The 19,895-nt window shown below is 48.0% G+C and carries 19 protein-coding genes; 2 read left to right on the top strand and 17 right to left on the bottom strand.

Annotated features, from left to right (window positions below):
- Positions 1 to 13 precede the first annotated feature (13 nt).
- The 13 genes from deoC to lepA all read right to left on the bottom strand — a co-directional run bounded on the left by deoC (position 14) and on the right by lepA (position 14,527).
- Positions 14 to 679 (bottom strand): deoxyribose-phosphate aldolase, encoded by a 666-nt coding sequence (gene deoC / locus ACZGCQ_RS00705; RefSeq protein ID WP_023467449.1) that lies wholly within the window; start codon positions 677 to 679, stop codon positions 14 to 16.
- Between the two features lie 76 nt (positions 680 to 755).
- Positions 756 to 1,640 carry an EamA family transporter RarD gene (gene rarD, locus ACZGCQ_RS00700; protein ID WP_481265092.1) on the bottom strand — a complete coding sequence of 295 codons (885 nt, stop codon included), beginning with the start codon at positions 1,638 to 1,640 and terminating at the stop codon, positions 756 to 758.
- Positions 1,641 to 1,656: 16 nt separating this feature from the next.
- The gene (gene rarD / locus ACZGCQ_RS00695; protein ID WP_341086937.1) at positions 1,657 to 2,538 is read right to left on the bottom strand and encodes an EamA family transporter RarD; all 882 of its coding nucleotides are present in this window, start codon (positions 2,536 to 2,538) and stop codon (positions 1,657 to 1,659) included.
- A gap of 47 nt (positions 2,539 to 2,585) precedes the next feature.
- On the bottom strand, positions 2,586 to 3,281 hold the full coding sequence (gene rluF / locus ACZGCQ_RS00690) for a 23S rRNA pseudouridine(2604) synthase RluF (RefSeq protein ID WP_023467446.1): 696 nt from the start codon (positions 3,279 to 3,281) through the stop codon (positions 2,586 to 2,588).
- A 107-nt stretch (positions 3,282 to 3,388) separates the two neighbouring features.
- Complete coding sequence (gene mtaB / locus ACZGCQ_RS00685; RefSeq protein ID WP_481265091.1) at positions 3,389 to 4,723, bottom strand: tRNA (N(6)-L-threonylcarbamoyladenosine(37)-C(2))-methylthiotransferase MtaB; 1,335 nt, start codon at positions 4,721 to 4,723, stop codon at positions 3,389 to 3,391.
- Between the two features lie 5 nt (positions 4,724 to 4,728).
- The gene (locus tag ACZGCQ_RS00680) at positions 4,729 to 5,475 is read right to left on the bottom strand and encodes a 16S rRNA (uracil(1498)-N(3))-methyltransferase (protein ID WP_481265090.1); all 747 of its coding nucleotides are present in this window, start codon (positions 5,473 to 5,475) and stop codon (positions 4,729 to 4,731) included.
- A gap of 4 nt (positions 5,476 to 5,479) precedes the next feature.
- Positions 5,480 to 6,427, bottom strand: a complete 948-nt coding sequence (gene prmA / locus ACZGCQ_RS00675) for a 50S ribosomal protein L11 methyltransferase (RefSeq protein ID WP_029341002.1) — start codon at positions 6,425 to 6,427, stop codon at positions 5,480 to 5,482.
- Between the two features lie 25 nt (positions 6,428 to 6,452).
- Positions 6,453 to 7,559: a molecular chaperone DnaJ gene (gene dnaJ, locus ACZGCQ_RS00670; RefSeq protein ID WP_023467442.1), complete on the bottom strand. Its 1,107-nt coding sequence runs from the start codon at positions 7,557 to 7,559 to the stop codon at positions 6,453 to 6,455.
- Between the two features lie 132 nt (positions 7,560 to 7,691).
- Positions 7,692 to 9,518, bottom strand: a complete 1,827-nt coding sequence (gene dnaK / locus ACZGCQ_RS00665) for a molecular chaperone DnaK (RefSeq protein ID WP_035398411.1) — start codon at positions 9,516 to 9,518, stop codon at positions 7,692 to 7,694.
- 48 nt (positions 9,519 to 9,566) lie between these two features.
- Positions 9,567 to 10,124: a nucleotide exchange factor GrpE gene (gene grpE, locus ACZGCQ_RS00660; protein ID WP_029341000.1), complete on the bottom strand. Its 558-nt coding sequence runs from the start codon at positions 10,122 to 10,124 to the stop codon at positions 9,567 to 9,569.
- Between the two features lie 24 nt (positions 10,125 to 10,148).
- A complete protein-coding gene (gene hrcA / locus ACZGCQ_RS00655; protein ID WP_481265089.1) occupies positions 10,149 to 11,183 on the bottom strand; it encodes a heat-inducible transcriptional repressor HrcA in 1,035 nt (344 codons plus the stop codon).
- 316 nt (positions 11,184 to 11,499) lie between these two features.
- Positions 11,500 to 12,645, bottom strand: coding sequence for a radical SAM family heme chaperone HemW (hemW, locus tag ACZGCQ_RS00650; protein ID WP_481265088.1), 1,146 nt, complete (start codon positions 12,643 to 12,645; stop codon positions 11,500 to 11,502).
- Positions 12,646 to 12,703: 58 nt separating this feature from the next.
- Positions 12,704 to 14,527, bottom strand: coding sequence for a translation elongation factor 4 (gene lepA, locus ACZGCQ_RS00645; RefSeq protein WP_029340997.1), 1,824 nt, complete (start codon positions 14,525 to 14,527; stop codon positions 12,704 to 12,706).
- A 232-nt stretch (positions 14,528 to 14,759) separates the two neighbouring features.
- On the opposite strand from lepA, the gene rpsT reads away from it, so the two are divergent.
- Positions 14,760 to 15,020: a 30S ribosomal protein S20 gene (gene rpsT, locus ACZGCQ_RS00640; RefSeq protein ID WP_023467434.1), complete on the top strand. Its 261-nt coding sequence runs from the start codon at positions 14,760 to 14,762 to the stop codon at positions 15,018 to 15,020.
- 126 nt (positions 15,021 to 15,146) lie between these two features.
- Here the strand turns inward: rpsT and ACZGCQ_RS00635 are convergent, their stop codons facing one another.
- The gene (locus tag ACZGCQ_RS00635; protein WP_481265087.1) at positions 15,147 to 15,590 is read right to left on the bottom strand and encodes a GNAT family N-acetyltransferase; all 444 of its coding nucleotides are present in this window, start codon (positions 15,588 to 15,590) and stop codon (positions 15,147 to 15,149) included.
- A 13-nt stretch (positions 15,591 to 15,603) separates the two neighbouring features.
- Complete coding sequence (holA, locus tag ACZGCQ_RS00630; protein ID WP_023467432.1) at positions 15,604 to 16,605, bottom strand: DNA polymerase III subunit delta; 1,002 nt, start codon at positions 16,603 to 16,605, stop codon at positions 15,604 to 15,606.
- A gap of 100 nt (positions 16,606 to 16,705) precedes the next feature.
- Here holA and ACZGCQ_RS00625 point away from each other — a divergent pair, with 100 nt between their 5' ends.
- Entirely contained in the window at positions 16,706 to 16,867 is a 162-nt protein-coding gene (locus tag ACZGCQ_RS00625; RefSeq protein WP_023467431.1) for a YqzM family protein, read from the top strand.
- 36 nt (positions 16,868 to 16,903) lie between these two features.
- Here the strand turns inward: ACZGCQ_RS00625 and ACZGCQ_RS00620 are convergent, their stop codons facing one another.
- Both ACZGCQ_RS00620 and ACZGCQ_RS00615 read right to left on the bottom strand, forming a co-directional pair.
- The gene (locus ACZGCQ_RS00620) at positions 16,904 to 19,066 is read right to left on the bottom strand and encodes a DNA internalization-related competence protein ComEC/Rec2 (RefSeq protein ID WP_481265086.1); all 2,163 of its coding nucleotides are present in this window, start codon (positions 19,064 to 19,066) and stop codon (positions 16,904 to 16,906) included.
- A complete protein-coding gene (locus ACZGCQ_RS00615) occupies positions 19,066 to 19,674 on the bottom strand; it encodes a helix-hairpin-helix domain-containing protein (protein ID WP_481265085.1) in 609 nt (202 codons plus the stop codon). The genes ACZGCQ_RS00620 and ACZGCQ_RS00615 overlap by 1 nt, the downstream gene beginning before the upstream one ends.
- Between the last annotated feature and the right edge of the window lie 221 nt (positions 19,675 to 19,895).

The raw sequence follows: 19,895 nt of genomic DNA, 5'->3' as shown, positions 1-19,895 counted from the left end.
ATGTCAGATATTCTTAGTAATCGCTATCAGATGTACCACCTGTAACGATTGCGATTCCTGCTGATGCGCCAATGCGTGATGCACCTGCATCGATCATTGCTTTTGCACCTTCGAAGTCACGAACGCCACCAGATGCTTTAACACCGATGTCAGGACCAACTGTCTCACGCATGAGACGGATATCTTCGACTGTTGCACCACCAGTTGAGAAACCAGTCGATGTCTTCACGAAGTTAGCACCTGCTTTAACTGAAAGTTCAGCAGCTGTTTTGATTTCTTCTTTTGTAAGAAGGCAGTTTTCGAAGATGACTTTAACGAGTGTACCGTTTGCCGCTTCGACAACCGCACGAATGTCACGTTCTACTAACTCAAGATCGCCATCTTTTAATGCGCCGATGTTTAAAACCATATCGATTTCTGTTGCACCGTTTTGAATCGCATCCTTTGTTTCGAATGCTTTCACTTCTGGCGTGTTTGCTCCAAGCGGGAAGCCGATGACTGTACAGACTTTGACGTCATCATCTGATTTTAAGAGTTCTGCTGCTAACGCGACGTAAGTTGGGTTAACACAGACGCTTGCGAATTTGTATTCTAATGCTTCTTTACAGAGTGTTTCGATCTGAGCACGTGATGTTTCTGGCTTCAGTGCCGTATGGTCGATCATTCCTGCTAAATTCATGTTTGTTGTCCTCCTTAAGGGTATCCCTTAGACTCTGTTTTTATTCTATCACGCAAGAGGTCAGACTTCTATCTTTTTACGCGACTTTTCGAAGCTGTTTTTTCCGAATCCAGACACCATTGAGCGTAAAGACGATCGCTGCCGTCCAAATACATGTAAACGCCACCATGTGCGTTTTAGTAAACGGCTCGTGATAGAGCAAAACACCGAGTCCGAGTGACAAGGTCGGTGCGACGAATTGAAGGAATCCGACCCACGTGAACGGAATTCGTTGTGCCCCGAATCCAAATAACAAAAGTGGAACGGCGGTGACGATCCCAGTCAAGATGAGTCCGGTCATCGTACCGACGGATTCGGTCATCGAAGACGTTCCCTGTACTTGCCAATAGCCGAGGAAAATCAAAGCAAGTGGGAGCGGCGCCATCGTCTCGAGCGTCAAACTGACCGTTGATTCCAGCGGACGCCGCTTTTTGACGACGCCGTAAAAACCGAAACTTAAGGCAAGTGCGATCGAGATCCATGGAAACTCGCCGTAGCCAATCGTCAAAATCAAGACACCGATCGTTGCAAGGACAATCGAGATCCACTCGATCCGTGAAAGCTTTTCCCGAAAAAAGAATACACCAAAGACGATGCTGACGAGCGGGTTGATATAATAGCCAAGTGATGCCTCAACGATGAATTGATGATTGACGGCCCAGATATAGATGAACCAGTTCAGACTGATGATCAGTCCGTTTAAGAAAAAGAGTCGGCGCGTCAACGGATCGCGCAGCGCCGTCTTCCACTTCCCAAGCGCTTTTTGAAATGATAATAAGATGAGCAGAAATAAGAATGACCAGATGATCCGGTGTGCCAGTATCTCTTCACTCGGTACATTGGCGAGCATCTTCCAGTAGAGCGGTAAGAGTCCCCAAATGATATACGCGACAAGTGTCGCAAAGAATCCTGGTAGATTCACGTAATCCCCTCTTTCATTATGATACCTTTTTCATTCGCATCTTTCCTGCTGATAAACCGCTGATCGTAAATAGAGCAACAGCAATCCAGATAAACAGGAAAGCGATGAAGTGAATCGTCGTAAAGACGTCGTTAAATAGATAAATTCCAAGTAATAGCGTCAACGTTGGAGCAATGTATTGGAGAATCCCGACGTAGACAAACGGGATTTTCGGCATTCCGTATCCGAATAACATCAATTGGACTGCTGTTGCGATTCCGAGCATGATGATCGCAATCAATGCACTCGTCGGCATCGCAAGCGGTTGACTATCTGTCACACCAAGCGTCAAGAGAGCGAACGGAAGCGTGACGAGTGTCTCTAAAAATAATCCGGATAATGGTTCGGCTGCTGCCTTTTTCTTTAGTACACCGTAAAACGCGAACGAAACGGCAAGTGAGAAGGCGATGATCGGAAATTGACCATAACCGAGCGTTAAAATCATCACACCGGTGATTGCTGATAAAATCGCGATCACTTGCGGACGCGTCAATCGTTCTTTAAAAAAGATCAGGCCGAACAAGACGCTGACGAGCGGATTGATGTAATACCCGAGTGACGACTCAACGATATAGCCTTCCCCGATGGCATACAGATAGAGCGACCAGTTCCCACCTAATACGAGCCCTGCCGCAAGCACGGTATAGCGCTGGCGTTTGTTTTGCCATAATTGACGAACGAATTGGAATTTCTTCGTCAGGCGTAGTAACAGTGTCACGAAGATGAACGCACTCAATATCCGAATTGAAACGACCGTCCATGCTGGAATACCTGCAGCAAATACTTTGTAGATCGGCAACAGTCCACCAATCACGTAGGCGACGAATGTCGCACTCATACCCCGTTTATCCACGGTCATCCCCCTTATGTATGAAGAAAGCCGCCAGTGGCGACTTTCATTGAACCTTATTGCCCGTCAAGCGTCGTAAACAACTCGCGTAATTCTTCTTCTGTCAAATCACGCCAAGAACCGATTGGTAAATCGCCAAGCTCGATGTTCATGATCCGGACGCGTTGGAGACGCTTAACTCGGTAGCCGAACTCTTTACACATACGGCGAATCTGACGATTTAACCCTTGCGTCAAAATGATCCGGAATGTCCGTGTCTCAAGTGGTTCAACGATGCATTCCTTCGTTGTCGTACCGAGAATGTCAACACCACTCGCCATCCCTTGAATGAACGTATCCGTAATTGGTGCATCGACGGTCACGATATATTCCTTATCGTGATTGTTTTCTGCTCGTAAGATCCGGTTAACGACATCACCGTCATTCGTCAAAAGAATCAAGCCGTCTGAATCTTTATCGAGGCGACCGATTGGGAAAATCCGCTTCGGATGATTGACGAAATCGATGATATTTCCTTCGATATCAAGCTCCGTCGTGCATGTGATGCCGACTGGTTTATTTAAGACGATGTAGACAGGTTTTGGTTTTGTCTGGAGCGGCTGACCGTCGATTTCAACGACGTCCGTTTCTTCAGCTTGCGAGCCGAGTTCTGCTGTCAGACCGTTGATCGTCACACGACCTGCATCGATTAGTTTATCGGCAGCACGTCTTGAGCAAAAGCCCGTTTCGCTAATGAATTTGTTGATTCGCATGAATGATATCCTCTTTCCTTAATTGAACTGTATTCAGTGTAGCGCATTCCTGAAATGAAAACAAAAAAAGTGGCAAAGAAAACCAGAGGTTTCCTTTGCCCTTTCGATTAGACCGCAGCGTCTTTTAATGTCTGCATGATGCGAACGAATTGACCATCATTCAACGGATAGCCCGCTTTCGTGATTTTAACACGAACGAGTTGTCCGATCATTGATTCATCACCTTCGATTGCGACACGCAGATAGTTATCCGTGTAACCGACGAGACGACCACCTGCTTCTTCCGAGAATTCTTCCGGAATGATTTCAAGCAGTTCTCCTTCGTATTTCGAAGCATATTCCTTCGCGAGTTGATCTGATAAAGCAATCAAACGCGCGACGCGTTCTTCTTTGATCGATTCCTCGACTTGATCGTCCATCATCGCAGCCGGTGTACCGGTCCGTTTCGAGTACGGGAAGACATGCAATTCACTGAACTTATGATCATTGATGAAGTTGAACGTTTCCATGAACTCTTCTTCCGTCTCACCTGGGAAACCAACGATGACATCCGACGTGATTGCACAGTCAGGCAGGACTTCCTTCAGACGCGTGATCCGTTCTCCGAATTCCGCCATCGTATACTTGCGGCGCATCCGGCGAAGGACCGTATCCGATGCCGACTGGATCGGAACGTGCAAGTGACGAACGACGATCGGCGAATCCTTCAGGACATCAAGTACCTCGTCCGTGATTTGACTCGCTTCAATCGACGAAATGCGTAAGCGTTCAAGTCCATTGACGGATTCGAGTGCTTTAAGTAATTTTGCTAAGTTGTAGTCTTTCAAGTCTTCTCCGTATCCACCTGTATGGATTCCCGTCAGGACGATTTCTTTGTAACCCGCATCAACGAGCTGTTGTGCTTGCTTCAAGACATCTTCCGGTTGACGAGACCGCATGAGACCACGCGCCCATGGGATGATACAGAACGTACAGAAGTTGTTACAACCTTCTTGAATTTTCAGCGAAGCCCGTGTCCGGTCCGTAAAAGCCGGTACATCCAGTTCTTCATAGACTTTTGCTTTCATGATGTTTCCGACCGCATTGATTGGCATGCGTTCTTCACGGAATTGTTCGATGTATCCAATCATTTTATGCCGATCTTGCGTTCCGACGACGACATCGACGCCAGGAATCGCCATGATCTCAGCAGGAGACGTTTGGGCATAACAGCCCGTTACGCAGATGACACTATCCGGATTTTGGCGAATCGCCCGTCGGATGACTTGGCGACTTTTCTTATCTCCAGTATTCGTGACCGTACATGTATTGACGACATACACGTCCGCATGATCCGCAAAATCAACGCGTGCGTAGCCAGCGTCCTTGAACAGTTGCCAGACAGCTTCTGTTTCGTAATGGTTGACTTTACAGCCAAGCGTTTGAAAGGCAACAGTTGCCATTTCGTTCACCCTTTCAATTCAAAATGATACGAGACGGCGGAAAGGACATAAAATGGTGCCGTTTCCGTCCGTAAGATGCGACGCCCTAGAGCGGCTTTTTTAAAACCGGCATCCGTCAAACGTGCGATTTCTGCTTCAGCGAACCCACCTTCAGGTCCGATGACGACAAGAAGGGAATCGCCCTCTTGCAGCCCAGCAAGCGTCGTAGCGAGGACGGAGGCCTCCCCTTGTTTCGCTGATTCTTCATAGGCAACCAGACAAGCCGTATAGTTCGATGCATCCTGTAAGACTTCATCATACGCCACGAAGTCGACTGTCGGCAAGTGGGCACGGTACGATTGTTCCGCTGCTTCCTTGACGATTTTTTCGAGTCGTTCAATCTTTTTCGGAACCTTCTTTTGATCCCATTTCGAGACGGAACGGTCGGCTTCGAAAATCCGTAGATGATGGATCCCGAGTTCCGTTGCTTTTTGGGCAACGAGTTCGATTTTATCGCCTTTTGGCAATCCATGGGCGATCGTCACACGAATCGGTAACTCCGTCTCGATCGGTAGAGTCTCTTCGATCCGGGCAGAAGCCGCTTGTTTATCGAGTGCTTCCAGGCGGCACCGGTAAAGACCTGTCCCGTCGAGTACGAGAATCTCTCCGCCGACTTCCATCCGCATGACGTTTTTCATATGGTGTGCGTCGTCTTTCGGGAGATAAAACACATCTCCCTGACGCATCGAGGGCTCGACGAAATACCGTTGCATGTGTTTACGCCTCCCGTTTCGCGATGATCGCGACCCAGTCCTCAAGCTTCGTTGTCTCGACGATCGTAAATCCTGCTTCTTGCATCGCTTGAACGACCATATCCTTCTTCTGACTAATGATACCGGAAGCGATGAAATGGCCGCCTGGTAACGTCAATGTATAGGCATCCTTGACGAAGAGGAGGATGACTTCCGCTAAGATGTTCGCGACGATCAACTCGACCGGCTCACTCAATTCCTTCATCAAATCGCCTTGACGGACCGTAATCTGCTCACTGACTTCGTTCAAAGCGACGTTTTCCGTCGCTGATTTGACAGCGACTTCGTCTAAATCGAGTGCAAAGACATCCTTTGCCCCAAGCTTCGCAGCTGCAATCGCTAGGACACCGGATCCCGTTCCGACATCGACGACACGGTCTTGCTCTTGCAAGTAGTTCTCAATCGCTTGAATACAGAGGACCGTCGTCGGGTGTGTTCCCGTTCCGAATGCCATACCTGGATCGAGCTCGATGATTTTTTCATCCGGTTGTGGTGTATAATCTTCCCACATTGGGACGACCGTCAGATGGCGACTAATTTTGACCGGCTTATAGAATTGTTTCCATGAATGAGCCCAATCTTCTTCATCTACTTGAGTCAGCGTGACAGCACCCGTGCCAATCGACAAACCGAAGTTCGTCAACTGCTGGATATCATGTTCGATGCCTTTGATCGTGTCCGTCAAATCGCTGCTTTCTGCAAGATACGCCTTCACGAGTACACCTTGTGTCGGATACTCGTCTCGTTTCGTCTCATCCCAAATTTCACCGAAGTTATCTTCGCGGTGGGACATCATCTCGAAATCTTCGACGTCCTCGATGACGACTCCGCTTGCTCCCGCTTCATGTAAGATGTTTGAAACTGCTTCGATGGCTTCTTGTGTCGTATGGACACAGATCTCTGACCATTTCATTTCTTGTCACGCTCCTCTGTAGTGATCACCCTGTGAAGAATGTCTTGATCCGGCTGAAGACACCTTCGTGTTGCTCTTCGACACCTTTTTCATCGCTAATTTCATTGAATTCTCGTAATAGTTCTTTTTGGCGTTCCGTTAGGTTCTTCGGTGTGATGACGACGACATTGACGTACTGGTCGCCATGGTGACCAGACCGAACGTTCGGCATCCCTTTTCCGCGGAGACGGAACCGCGATCCTGTCTGTGTTCCGGCTGGAATCTTCAGACTGACCTTACCGTGAACGGTTGGTACTTCAATCTCATCTCCAAGTGTTGCTTGTGCGAATGTCAGTGGCATATCCATGACGATATGATCATCGACACGTTCGAACAGTTCGTGTGCTGCGACACGAACAACGACATACAAGTCACCCGCTGGTCCACCGTTGACACCAGCTTCCCCTTTTCCTGCTAAGCGGATTTGTTGCCCATTGTCGATCCCTGCTGGAATTTTGACACGGACATCTTTGTTTTTACGAACGCGACCGGCTCCACGACATGTTTCACATGGCTCCTTGACGATTTGTCCACGGCCATGACATGTCGAACATGTCGTTTGGTTGACGACACGACCGAACATCGTGTTTTGTTCGACGTTGATGTGACCCGAACCACCGCATCGTTTACAGGTTTCCGGATGTGTTCCTGGTTTAGCACCCGAACCATGACATGTACCGCAATCTTCTTCGACTGGGATCGTGATCGTCTTCTCGACGCCTGTGACCGATTCCATGAAGTCGATTTCCTCGACGTATTGTAAATCCTGTCCTTTACGTGGTGCGTTTGGATCTTGACGACGTCCGCCACCGAAGAACATGTCGAAGATATCGCCAAATCCTTCAGCTCCACTGAATCCACCGCCACCTTGTGATGGATCTTGGTGACCGAATTGGTCGTAACGTGCTCGTTTATTGTCATCGGATAACACTTCATATGCTTCCGATAATTCCTTGAATTTCGCATCCGCATCTGCTTCCTTGTTGACGTCCGGGTGATACGTCCGGGCAAGCTTACGGTACGCGCGTTTGATTTCCGCTGATGAGGCATCGCGCGCGACGCCTAGTACTTCATAATAATCGCGTTTTTCCACGTGCAGTCTTCCTCTCTCTATTCCGATTCATTTCATACTGTTTGATTTTACCGAACTTCGTGCGACATGGAAAGAGCCAAAGCGCGGATACGCTTTGGCTCTCTCTAGCGCCCGAAAAATCGGTCGGATGAATTACTTGTTGTCTTTCTCGTCGACTTCTTCGAACTCAGCGTCCATGACGTTGTCGTCTTGGCCACCAGCTTGTGCGCCTTCAGCGCCAGCTTGTTGCTGTGCCATGTTCTCGTAGACTTTTTGTGTCAACTCTTGAACAACTGTCGACAATTCGTCTTTTGCAGAACGGATTGCTTCGATGTCTGTTCCTTCGAGAGCTTTTGTTACTTTTTCTTTTGCAGCTTCTGCTTTTTCTTTATCAGCGTCAGCGACTTGCTCACCGAGGTCTTTGATTGCTTTATCTGTCGCGAAGACGAGTTGGTCTGCTTCGTTGCGTAATTCGACTTCTTCTTTACGCTTGTTGTCAGCATCCGCGTTTGCTTCTGCATCTTTGACCATTTGCTCGATGTCCGCTTCAGTCAAACCGCTTGATGATTGGATCGTGATCGACTGTTCTTTGTTCGTTCCGAGATCTTTCGCAGAAACGTTAACGATACCGTTCGCATCGATATCGAATTTAACTTCGATTTGTGGCACGCCACGTGGTGCTGGTGGAATGTCCGTCAATTGGAAGCGACCAAGTGTTTTGTTATCTGCTGCCATCGGACGTTCCCCTTGGAGGACGTGGATGTCAACAGCTGGTTGGCTGTCTGCTGCAGTTGAGAAGACTTGTGATTTTGAAGTCGGGATCGTTGTGTTACGATCGATCAATTTCGTCATCACGCCACCCATTGTCTCGATACCGAGTGAGAGTGGAGTTACGTCGAGAAGAACGACGTCTTTGACGTCTCCTGTCAATACGCCACCTTGAACAGCTGCACCGAGGGCAACGACTTCATCCGGGTTAACCCCTTTGAACGATTCTTTACCAGTGAAATCTTGGATTGCTTTTTGAACTGCAGGAATACGCGTCGAACCACCAACGAGGATGATTTTGTCGATTTTGTCTGGTGTCAGACCTGCATCGTTCATAGCACGGCGTGTTGGTTCCATCGTACGTTCAACGAGATCTGCTGTGAGATCGTCGAATTTCGCGCGTGAAAGTGTCATTTCCAAGTGAAGTGGACCTGATGCGCCAGCTGTGATGAACGGAAGGCTGATTTGTGTTGAAGAAACACCTGAAAGGTCTTTTTTCGCTTTTTCAGCTGCATCTTTCAAACGTTGAAGCGCCATCTTATCTTGAGCAAGATCGATGCCGTTTTCTTTTTTGAATTCTGCTACAAGATGGTCGATGATTTTTTGGTCGAAATCATCTCCACCAAGACGGCTGTCACCAGCAGTTGAAACAACTTCAAAAACGCCATCACCGAGTTCAAGGATCGACACGTCGAACGTACCGCCACCAAGGTCATAGATGAGGATCGTGTGATCTTCGCCTTTTTCGAGACCGTATGCGAGTGCTGCCGCTGTAGGCTCGTTGATGATCCGTTTTACGTCAAGACCAGCAATCGTACCAGCGTCTTTTGTCGCTTGGCGTTCTGCATCGTTGAAGTAAGCTGGTACTGTGATGACAGCTTCTGTGACTTTTTCACCGAGGTAGTCTTCTGCTTGTGCTTTTAATTTTTGAAGAATGATTGCAGAGACTTCTTGTGGTGTGTAGTCTTTGCCTTCGACTTCTACTTTATAGTCCGTACCCATATGACGCTTGATCGACATGATCGTGTTCGGGTTCGTGATCGCTTGACGTTTTGCGACTTCCCCTACTTGGCGCTCACCGTTTTTGAATGCGACGACAGATGGTGTCGTACGGTTTCCTTCTGCGTTAGCGATGACGACCGGTTCGCCACCTTCCATTACTGCGACACATGAGTTCGTTGTACCTAAGTCAATACCAATGATTTTTGCCATGATCTATTTCCTCGCTTTCAATGATTGGAATAATAAAGTGCAAGCTGGTTACTCAGCTACTTTAACCATACTCGGACGAATCACACGATCGTGCAATTTGTACCCTTTTTGGAATTCAGCGATGACGATACCTGATTCGTGTTCTTCGCTCGCTTCTTGAACGACTGCTTGGTGTAAGTTCGGATCGAACGCTTCACCGACAGCTGGAATCTCGACGACGCCTTCATTTTGAAGCGTTTCAACGAGTTGACGTTTTACCATCTCGACACCCGTCAAGACGGATTTCGTCTCATCGTTTTCTGTCTCGATTTGGAGCGCACGGTCCAAGTTATCGACGAGCGGCAATAGCTTTTCGACGATCGCTTGTGAAGAATACTTCGCGCGGTTCTCCGCTTCGACACGGTTGCGACGTTTGAAGTTCTCAAAGTCCGCACGGAGGCGTAACTCTGAAGCTTTTGCTTCTGCGAGTTGTGCTTCGAAGTCTGGTTTCTCGTCTTCGACGAGATCCGCTTGGATGACTTCTTCTTCTGTGACTTCGACGGTTTCAGTCGGCTCTGTCACGTTTTCTTCTTGTTGGAGGTTTTGATTCTGTTCTTTTTCTTCCACTCTGAATCGAGCCCCTTTCTATATTCAATCCAAATTGTTCTTATGCAATTCGGTTTGGAATGCTTGAAGTAGATGGATGATCGAGTTGATTCCCCGGTTGTAATCCATCCGTTTCGGTCCGATCAATGCGAGTGTCCCGATCGAGACACCGTCGACCGAATAATGGGCCCGGATGACGCTACAATCTTTTAATGCATCCACATTGTTCTCACTCCCGATCGTGATCAAGATTTGATTATCGAGATTCGGTCGGAGGAAATCGAGAACGGCTTCTTGCTGTTCGATCAACTCGAGAACAGGTCGTAGTTTGGCAACGTCCTGAAATTCGGGCTGATCGAACATGTTGGCTTTCCCGCCCAGATAGATGAACGGGCGCTCCTCTTGATCCGTCAAGACGAGATCAAGTGCCTTCGAGAGTAATACCGTCTGTTCAGAATGCTCTGAACGGAAGCGGCGGATTTCCTCGAGCAGACGACTGCGCAAGGATGAGAGCGGCGTACCGCGTAACGTCTGATTCAGACGTTCCATCAGCCGGCTCGCTGCTTCCTGGGACAACGCTTGATTCAATTGCAATGTCTTGTGTTCGACATGCCCCGTCTCCGTGACGAGAACGATGACGACACGACCTTCGGCAAGAGGAATCAATTCTAAATGATGCAGGCGTTGTCCGTCTTCTTTTGGTCCAAGTACAAGCGTCGTGTAATGGGTTAAATCGCTCAACAGGTCTGCTGTGTGCCGAATCAACCGATCATTCTCATTCACGGAATGGGCAAAGAGTGATTTCAATGCCTGTGCTTCTTTTGGTGTGATGCTTTCCGGACGAATCAGATGGTCGACATAAAAACGATATCCGAGTTCGGAAGGAATCCGTCCTGCGGAAGTGTGTGGCTTTTCAATCAGACCCATCTCTTCGAGGTCCGCCATCTCGTTACGAATGGTCGCGGAACTGAACGTCACGTCGTCTCGTTTTGAGAGCGTCCGTGAGCCGACGGGTTGAGCAGTCTTGATGTAATCATCGACGATTGCACGTAAAATCAACAATTGACGATCCGTCAGCACCTTCTTCACCACCTTATTTTGTTAGCACTCACTTTTAACGAGTGCTAATTACATCTTTTACTATAAGGAATTGTCCGTCCGATGTCAACCGAATTGCGTGACCCTTTGAACAGTTTCCCATTCTGCGATACAGTGAAACAAAGAACGGAAAGGATGAATCGGATGATTGAATTATTGGCAATGGCAGGAGTCTTTGTCTGGCTGTTCATCGCGGTCATCGGAACGACTGCCTATTTTTTAAGGAAATCCAAAAAATGAAAAGAAGCGGTATTCCTCTTTTTTAAGGGAACACCGCTTCCTTTCATTTATTCAAGATTCATTGAACCTGCGCTTCACCGATGAACTCTGCAAAGACTTCGTTCGCTAGCGGAACCCCGGCTGGCGTCAAACGGATATGTGTCTCCGTCTGTTCGACGAGACCGTTTGGCAACAACCGTTTCATGACGTCACCAAACACATCTTCAAACACTACTCCATATTTCGTCCGGAAGCGTTCGAGCGATACGCCATCCTTCATTCGAAGTCCGAGGAACATCTCTTCTTCCATCCGCTCGACGTTCGTCAACGGTGTCTCTTTTCGAACCGGTAATCCTTCCGCTTTGATATAATGCGGAATCGGTGCGATGTTCGCACGACGCGTCTGGTTGATATAGCTGTGTGAGCCTGCACCGAATCCGTAGTACTCATCGTTTTCCCAATAGACACGATTATGCCGGCTCTCTTTTCCAGCTTGCGCGAAGTTCGAGATCTCATACTGCGCATATCCGCCTGCTTCAATCGTTTCAATCATCACTTGATACATCTCCGCCTCGAGATCTTGCGTCGGAAGCGGTAATTTTCCTTTTCGCTCCTGAATCGCAAAGACCGTGTGCGGTTCCAAAATCAATGAATAGGATGAGATATGCGTGATCGGCAATTGAAGTGCCCGCGTGACGTCGTAACGAACCTGATCGAGCGTCTGATTCGGTAATCCGAACATCAAGTCGACGGAGATATTGTCAAACCGTTTCGCGGCTGCATCGAGCGTCTGCGCGACCTTCGCTTCGCGGTGCGTCCGACCGATCCGTTCGAGCAATCCGTCGTCAAACGACTGGACACCAAAGCTGACGCGGTTGACACCACCCGCCTTCATGATATCGAGTTTTTCTTCCGATACACCGTCCGGGTTCGACTCGACCGTATACTCTAAATCATCACCTGTCAGTGGCAACAAGTGCTTCTGGATGATTTCCATCAGCCGTTGCATCTGTGGTTCGTTTAAAGCAGTCGGTGTGCCGCCCCCGATGAAAATCGTCTCGAGATGATCCGTCGGATATTGTTTCAGCGTCAGTTCGATTTCTCGTTCGAGTGCATCGAGGTATTCATCGACGGGCTGATTCTTTAAAAAGACTTTATTGAAATCACAGTAATAACAAATATGTTCACAAAAAGGGATGTGGACATATGCGGCGCGTATTCCCATTTCGCCTCATCCTTTCTCTATAAAAACCAAAAAGGGGACGCAAGCGCCCCCCACCTGTTTAATCTTCGTCCATGGATAGAACGGACATGAAGGCTTCTTGCGGTACCTCTACTGAGCCTACCATCTTCATGCGTTTCTTACCTTCTTTTTGCTTCTCGAGCAACTTACGTTTCCGAGAGATATCTCCCCCGTAACATTTCGCAAGAACGTTCTTCCGTAATGCCTTGATCGTCGAACGCGCGACAATCTTCGTTCCGACAGCAGCCTGAATCGGTACTTCGAACTGCATCCGTGGAATCAATTCCTTCAACTTATCAACGATGACTTTCCCGCGTTCGTATGCAAAGTCACGGTGAACGATGAAGCTGAGCGCATCGACGTTTTCGTTATTGAGGAGGATGTCCATCTTGACGAGACGCGACTGTTGGTAGCCGATCAATTCATAATCAAGTGACGCATACCCTTTCGTACTCGATTTCAACTGATCGAAGAAGTCGTAGACGATCTCAGATAACGGCAACTCATACGTGATTTTGACACGTGTCGTATCGATGTATTGCATATCGACGAATGTTCCGCGCTTCTTCTGGCACAACTCCATGATGGCACCAACGTAATCATTCGGTGTCATGACAGCAGCCTTAACGAACGGCTCTTCGATGAATTCGACTTTTTGCTGATCCGGCATCTTCGATGGATTATCGACGTGCAAGACTTCACCCGCTGTCGTCGTCACGTGGTAGATAACCGACGGTGCCGTCGTGATCATATCGATGTTGAACTCTCGTTCGATCCGCTCCTGGATGATCTCCATGTGGAGCATTCCGAGGAATCCACAACGGAATCCGAATCCGAGTGCTTGTGATGTCTCTGGTTCGAACTCAAGCGCCGCGTCACTGAGTTGTAATTTTTCAAGCGCTTCTCGTAAATCGTTGTATTTCGCAGCATCGATTGGATAGAGTCCACAGTACACCATCGGATTCATCTTCCGGTATCCTGGTAACGCTTCAGCAGCCGGCTGTTTCGCGAGCGTGATCGTATCCCCGACACGTACATCGCCGACCGTTTTGATCGACGCAGACAACGTCCCAACATCACCGACCGTCAATTCTTGCTGACGTAATGGTTTTGGCGTCGCGACGGCAAGTTCTAGAACTTCAAAATCCTTACCTGTCGACATCATCCGAATCTTATCGCCAACCTTAACTGTTCCGTTGACGACTCGGATTGATGCAACGACACCACGATAAGCATCATAGTACGAGTCAAAGATCAATGCTTCGAGTGGTGCAGACGGATCACCCGTTGGAGCTGGTACTTTCTCGACGATTTGTTCGAGAATTTCTTCGATGCCGATCCCTGCCTTCGCAGAAGTCGGAACGGCTTCAGACGCATCAAGACCGATGACATCTTCGATTTCTTGACGGACGCGCTCGACGTCCGCAGAAGGTAAATCGATTTTGTTAATGATCGGAAGGATTTCGAGATCGTTGTCGAGTGCTAAGTAAACGTTCGCAAGCGTCTGCGCTTCGATTCCTTGCGCCGCATCGACGACGAGGACAGCCCCTTCACAAGCTGCAAGTGAACGCGAGACTTCATATGTGAAGTCGACGTGTCCAGGTGTATCAATGAGGTGAAGAATGTAATCTTCCCCATCTTTTGCTGTATACTTCAATTGAACAGCGTTGAGTTTAATCGTGATGCCACGCTCACGTTCGAGATCCATGGCATCAAGTGTCTGATCTTTCATTTCGCGCGATGTCAACGCGCCAGTTTTTTCTAAAATTCGGTCAGCGAGTGTCGACTTCCCGTGATCGATATGGGCAATGATCGAGAAGTTACGAATACTCTTCTGCCGCTTTAAACGGTCTTCATTCGTCATGTTTAGAGTCACCTTACCTTATTTTCAAACGTACATACGGTTCATTATACCAAAAAGCGCTTCACTGTACTATCTCGTTTTGTTTTACCCGAAAAACAAAATGTTAAGATTCCCTAGACGTCGTATTGCTTTTAAGAAAAACGTTTGCTACAATTGTGTTTGTTCTGTTGAACGATAACTGCAGATATGCGAATATAAATCTCGAATGAGTTTTATTGGAGGTGAATCATCCATGGCTAACATTAAATCAGCAATCAAACGCGTTAAAACAGCTGAAAAACGCCGCGTCGCTAACGTACAACGTAAATCGGCAATGCGTTCAGCGATTAAAGCAGTCGAAACTTTCGCAGCTGAAGGTAACAAAGACCAAGCGGTCCTTGCTTTCGCTACAGCTTCTAAAAAAATCGACAAAGCTGCTGCTAAAGGTCTCATCCACAGCAACAAAGCTGGTCGTGACAAATCACGTCTCGCTAAACTCGTAAACGCACTTTAATTCTTTCCGAAGAATACGGTGATGGGTCGCCACTAGGAGGTATCTCCAGTGGCGATTTTTTATATGATCTAAAATGGCGGACGAAGGACTCGTGTAAAACGATTCCTTCGTCCGCCATTTCTTGCCTTACTTGTCGTCTAGACGATCGATCATGACATAGTGAAGACCGATCCCTTCAATGAGGAACGGTTCTCCAATACGTTCCAGTCCGAGGCGTTCATAAAAAGGAAGTGCCGTGACGCGGGCGTTACACCACCATGCTGTCACTTGTCGTTCTTTCAATAGACGACGGGCTTCTTCGATCAGCGCCCGACCATACCCTTCACCACGCACGTCTTCACTCGACGCCATACCACGAAGCTGATACGTTGCTCCTGGCGCTTGTGCATGCGATTGTTCCGAGAAACTACCGATTGCGACGATTTGTTGTCCTTTTATCCCGCCGAGATGAAACGTCGATGCAAGCGCATCGTCTGGGTAGATACATGCTTCACGTGGTTGATGTGGACGTAACACATCATGCCGTAATGGGATGACCTCTTCTGCTGTAATGATCTGGACTTCCATCATCGTTTGCCTCCTCTTATAGCGTCGCTAAGCGAACAATCAACGCATCGAATAGAATCTTCTTATCACCGCGTCCTGTTTTCATACCTTCATCTGTCGTCGTGATGGCGATGAGTGCTTGCTCGAGCTGCGCAAACGTAAACCGTTTGGCAGACTGGAGTGCCAATTTAATCGCATACGGATGAGCTCCGACTTTTGATGCGATTTGTCGTTCTCCGTATCCTTGTTCTGCTAATCGTTTCGACAGCAACATCATCCGGTATTGGCGTGCCATCAGTCCAAGGAGAGCCAACACTTCCTGTCCTTGTTTTTCAAGGTCGCGAATCAAGCGGATCGCTGGTTCGAGTTGACGCTTCATCAAATAGTCCGTTAATTGAAAGACGTTGTCCTCTAATGTCCGCGGAACAAGCAAATCGACATCCTCGATTTCGATTGTTGGTCGGTCCCCTGCAAACAACATCAACTTCTCAAGTTCATGGGCTAATGTTCCCCACATCTCAGCAGTCAAGAAAATGAGTCGCTCGATTGCCGGACGTTCCATCCGGTATCCTTTGTCGTTGACAGCATCCAGAACGAAGCGGAACAACTCTTCGGTCGTCGGTTTTTTTGCCTCTAGTACCGTCGCGCGCTCCTTCAATCGTTTGACGACGGTTTTTCGTTCATCGAGCTTTTCTGCTTCGACGATCAAGACGACGACCGCGTAGTCTGCCGGTTGTAGGATATAATCTGCTAACCGTTCGAGGTTATGTTGTTTTTTATCTTTCGCTCCTGTCAGAAACGTTGCAGGTTTTGCAACGACGACACGGTAGTCGCTTAAAAAGGGTACCGTCTCTGCTTCATCGAGTACCGCATCAAGCGGTTGGTCGTTCAAATCGATTTTCATATAATCAAAGCGTTCTCCGTCCGGAAGAGCTGCTTTTACGATTTCACGTTCCCACTCTTCTAACAAGTGTCGTTCTGTTCCATATAATAAGTATAAATTCGCTAATTTTCCATTGACGAGCCAAGGAGTTTTCATCATTCCCACCACATTTCACAGTTTGTTCTTAACTTCATCATAGATAATCCTCTTTTATTCCGCTATACTAGAAGCGGAATCTATTAAGGGGGAATGCAGCATGGCACATTCAGTACGCCCACCAAGTGAAAACGCGTTCGAGAACGATATTCAATCAAAACGCAACGATGCGCTCGACTCTGCCGTTGGTTTTGGTGCATCATTCGGCTTCTTCGCAGTCTTGTTCATCATCGGTGTCGCAATTAAGTTCTTAAGTCTATAATCAGTAAAACAGCAACCTTGGGGGGTTGCTGTTTTTTTATTTTATCATAGGTTCACAGCCCGCTGAAGAACAAGTTACACTCCCGTCCTCATCCGTTCGAAAGACGATCCGATCTGTTCCGATTCGTTCGAGGACGTCCGGATGCGGATGCCCGTATCGATTTTTCCGTCCGACTGACAAGATGACAATCTTCGGATTCGTCTTCCGCAAGAGTTCTTCACCGGTCGACGTGTTCGACCCGTGATGACCTGCTTTTAGAATATCGATCGGACCAATCGTTAACTCGTCCTCGATTGCTAAACCAGCGTCGCCCGTCAACAAAACACGTTGCTTGGCGATCTGTGCAAGTAATATGATAGACCGATCGTTCTCTTCTTCCTCTCGTCCAGTCGGTGCAAGAACCTGCAACCAAGGACGAATCGTTCGACCCTTTTGAACGAACTCAACACGCGTCCCAGTTGCTTCGATGGAACGAATCAAATCGTTTCGCTTCTCATCCGTGTTGTCATACGCACCTAAATAAATGGTTTTCACGCGAACTTGACGCAGTACACCTAGAAGTCCACCGACGTGATCGTGATCAGCATGTGTCACGATGAGACCGTCGATTTCTGCTTCTCCTCGTGTGAATAAAAAGGGCGCGACGATATGACTACCTGGATCAAACGGACGAAGCAGTGGATGCGTCGTTTGTTGATAAACGCCACCCGTATCCACGACGAATGTCTCTCCTGCTTTCTCAAGCACGATACTATCGCCTTGCCCGACATCTAAAAAAGTGATTTGTTCGGGTGCGCGCCACTCCGTGTAGCCCCATGCCGCAAGTAAAAGGATCAACGGGAGAGCATGCCCCCACCATCTCCGCTCAGCAATGAACCAAGCAATCCCCGTTCCGACAACGACGATCGTCAAGACGATAGGAGAAAATGCTGGAACGGCAACCATCGCCAACGGTATATCCTCCGCCAGTCGTAACGCTTGATCCATCCATTGAATCGCATACTGATGCGCGATCTGAAACGTTGAACGAATCGGTAAGAACGGAAGGGTCGCAAGAATGAATGATCCCGGAAGAATCACCCATTCAATCCAGCTACCAATCAATAGGTTCAACAATGGCGACCAAATTGAAACAGTCGTCTGTTCAATACCTTGCAAAAAGAGGAGGGTTCCAAACTGTGCCCAAGCACTGATGAGCAGCCAGTTCCAAGGACGACGAACCGAACCCATGAGTCGTCTCGACAGCACAAGAAACAGCGTCAGTCCGACCGTCAATTGGAATCCGATATCGTAAATGACAGTTGGTTGAATCGCCAATTGAAAAGCTGCGACCCCCGCAATGACCTCCACCGGATCTAACGGTTTATGGAAACGACGACCGAGCAACAGAATGATCGCGACAAGAACAGCTCGTGTGACTGGAGGACTCCACTCCGTCAACCATCCGTAAATCGGCAGTAAGACAAGAACGATATCAAGTCGTTTTTCTTTGGTCATTCTGATTTTTCGTAAGACATACAACAGACTAAACACTAAAAAAGCGATATGTGATCCTGAGATGACGATCGCATGTAATAAGCCGAATTTCTTAAACCGTTCGAGCGTCACTTGATCCATTAATCGATCCTCACCAAACACAAGTGCTTCGACGTAGAAGGCTTGCTTTTGTGGTAGCAATTCTTCAATCCGTTTCAACCATGCTTCACGTACCCGTCTTCCTTCTGCCGCATACCCAGGTGTCGGATGACAGGAATCAAATGAACGGACTTCCCACTTTCCAGCGTAACGATGTGTATGCATGAATTGCTGTTCGTCAAAACCTCCCGCATTCGATTGTTGCCGGACGTCGAGCGGCTCCGTATTGACACGACAGGAGTACCCGATTCGTTCGTATCCTGTCTCTTCTTCTGCAATCGTCGCCGTCAACAGAACCGATTGATCGTTGCTCTCTGCCTCATAGCGAATTCGATCCCCATTACGCTTACCTGATAAAATGTCAACAGACGAGACGTCATGCGGTTCAGGTGACAGATGACCCATTCCGATGAAAAGGCAACTCAGAATGAGCAAACAGAAGAGACGACCGATTGAAAAAGACCATGATTTCATGACAGCAAACAACATCAACGTTACTAACCACCAGATTGATTCTTTAACGGCAACAACGAGTAAGAGCACAAACAGGGCATATAGCGGCATCAGTAGACGATCAGGTAGGATTTAAGCGACTCTAACGTCTTTTCCCCAAAACCCTTCACATCTCCGAGTGATTCATACGTCGCAAATCCTCCCTTCTCCTCCCGATAGGCCAAGATCGCTTCTGCTTTGGCAGGACCGATTCCCGGAACCTCCATCAACTGTTCCGCTGTTGCCGCATTGAGATCAATCAATCCTTTTGGTATCTCTGCTTTTGAGCGTTTCGTTGATTTCGGCTGATCTTTCGTCTTTTTTACCGGCACGATGACTTCCTGTCCATCAATGAGACGTGCCGCAAGATTCATTTGTCGAATGTCCGCTTTCGCAGTCGTCTTTGCTTTTTCGATTGCATCCTTCACTCGATCACCGAGGTGGAATTGATAGGGTCCAGGTGCTTCTACCGCCCCTTTCACATCGACCATGATGAGTTTGTCACGAATCGAGGTCTCCTTTTCTGCTGGCTCTGCTTTTGCCTCTTGTTGTTTATCCGTTAAGGACGGTTGATCGACCATCGCTTCATTCGAACAAGAGGGTAATGGTACGAACAATAAAACGATGAGTAGCAGGACGACGACGAGACCTGCGATTTGTTGCAAACGTGGAACGGTCAAGACGAATCCCTCCTTTTCCCACGACTCTAACAGGTCGCTACGGACTTCAGGAAACGAAGGAATACGTACTAACCACTCTTTTACAACACAATACTATGTGTTAGGTCGGATGAAGGTCATAACATCCATACTGTTACTTTGAATTAGCGTCTGTTTGACGAACAAAAAATCCGTCTCCTTTAAGCAACACGAACGTGTATCGCTTAAAGAAGACGGATGAG

The organism is Exiguobacterium sp. HSB13 (genome assembly GCF_056764755.1).
The sequence above is the reverse complement of the archived record's forward strand: the minus strand, read 5'-3'. Positions and strand labels throughout refer to the sequence as shown.

What these genes read in the sequence shown, in the direction of transcription:
- ACZGCQ_RS00620 (WP_481265086.1), bottom strand. Translation starts at nt 19,066, where the DNA reads ATGCCGCTATATGCCCTGTTTGTGCTCTTACTCGTTGTTGCCGTTAAA.
- ACZGCQ_RS00625 (WP_023467431.1), top strand. Translation starts at nt 16,706, where the DNA reads ATGGCACATTCAGTACGCCCACCAAGTGAAAACGCGTTCGAGAACGAT.
- rluF (WP_023467446.1), bottom strand. Translation starts at nt 3,281, where the DNA reads ATGCGAATCAACAAATTCATTAGCGAAACGGGCTTTTGCTCAAGACGT.
- rpsT (WP_023467434.1), top strand. Translation starts at nt 14,760, where the DNA reads ATGGCTAACATTAAATCAGCAATCAAACGCGTTAAAACAGCTGAAAAA.
- mtaB (WP_481265091.1), bottom strand. Translation starts at nt 4,723, where the DNA reads ATGGCAACTGTTGCCTTTCAAACGCTTGGCTGTAAAGTCAACCATTAC.
- ACZGCQ_RS00635 (WP_481265087.1), bottom strand. Translation starts at nt 15,590, where the DNA reads ATGATGGAAGTCCAGATCATTACAGCAGAAGAGGTCATCCCATTACGG.
- lepA (WP_029340997.1), bottom strand. Translation starts at nt 14,527, where the DNA reads ATGACGAATGAAGACCGTTTAAAGCGGCAGAAGAGTATTCGTAACTTC.
- ACZGCQ_RS00680 (WP_481265090.1), bottom strand. Translation starts at nt 5,475, where the DNA reads ATGCAACGGTATTTCGTCGAGCCCTCGATGCGTCAGGGAGATGTGTTT.
- holA (WP_023467432.1), bottom strand. Translation starts at nt 16,605, where the DNA reads ATGAAAACTCCTTGGCTCGTCAATGGAAAATTAGCGAATTTATACTTA.
- hemW (WP_481265088.1), bottom strand. Translation starts at nt 12,645, where the DNA reads ATGGGAATACGCGCCGCATATGTCCACATCCCTTTTTGTGAACATATT.
- prmA (WP_029341002.1), bottom strand. Translation starts at nt 6,427, where the DNA reads ATGAAATGGTCAGAGATCTGTGTCCATACGACACAAGAAGCCATCGAA.
- rarD (WP_341086937.1), bottom strand. Translation starts at nt 2,538, where the DNA reads ATGACCGTGGATAAACGGGGTATGAGTGCGACATTCGTCGCCTACGTG.
- dnaK (WP_035398411.1), bottom strand. Translation starts at nt 9,518, where the DNA reads ATGGCAAAAATCATTGGTATTGACTTAGGTACAACGAACTCATGTGTC.
- deoC (WP_023467449.1), bottom strand. Translation starts at nt 679, where the DNA reads ATGAATTTAGCAGGAATGATCGACCATACGGCACTGAAGCCAGAAACA.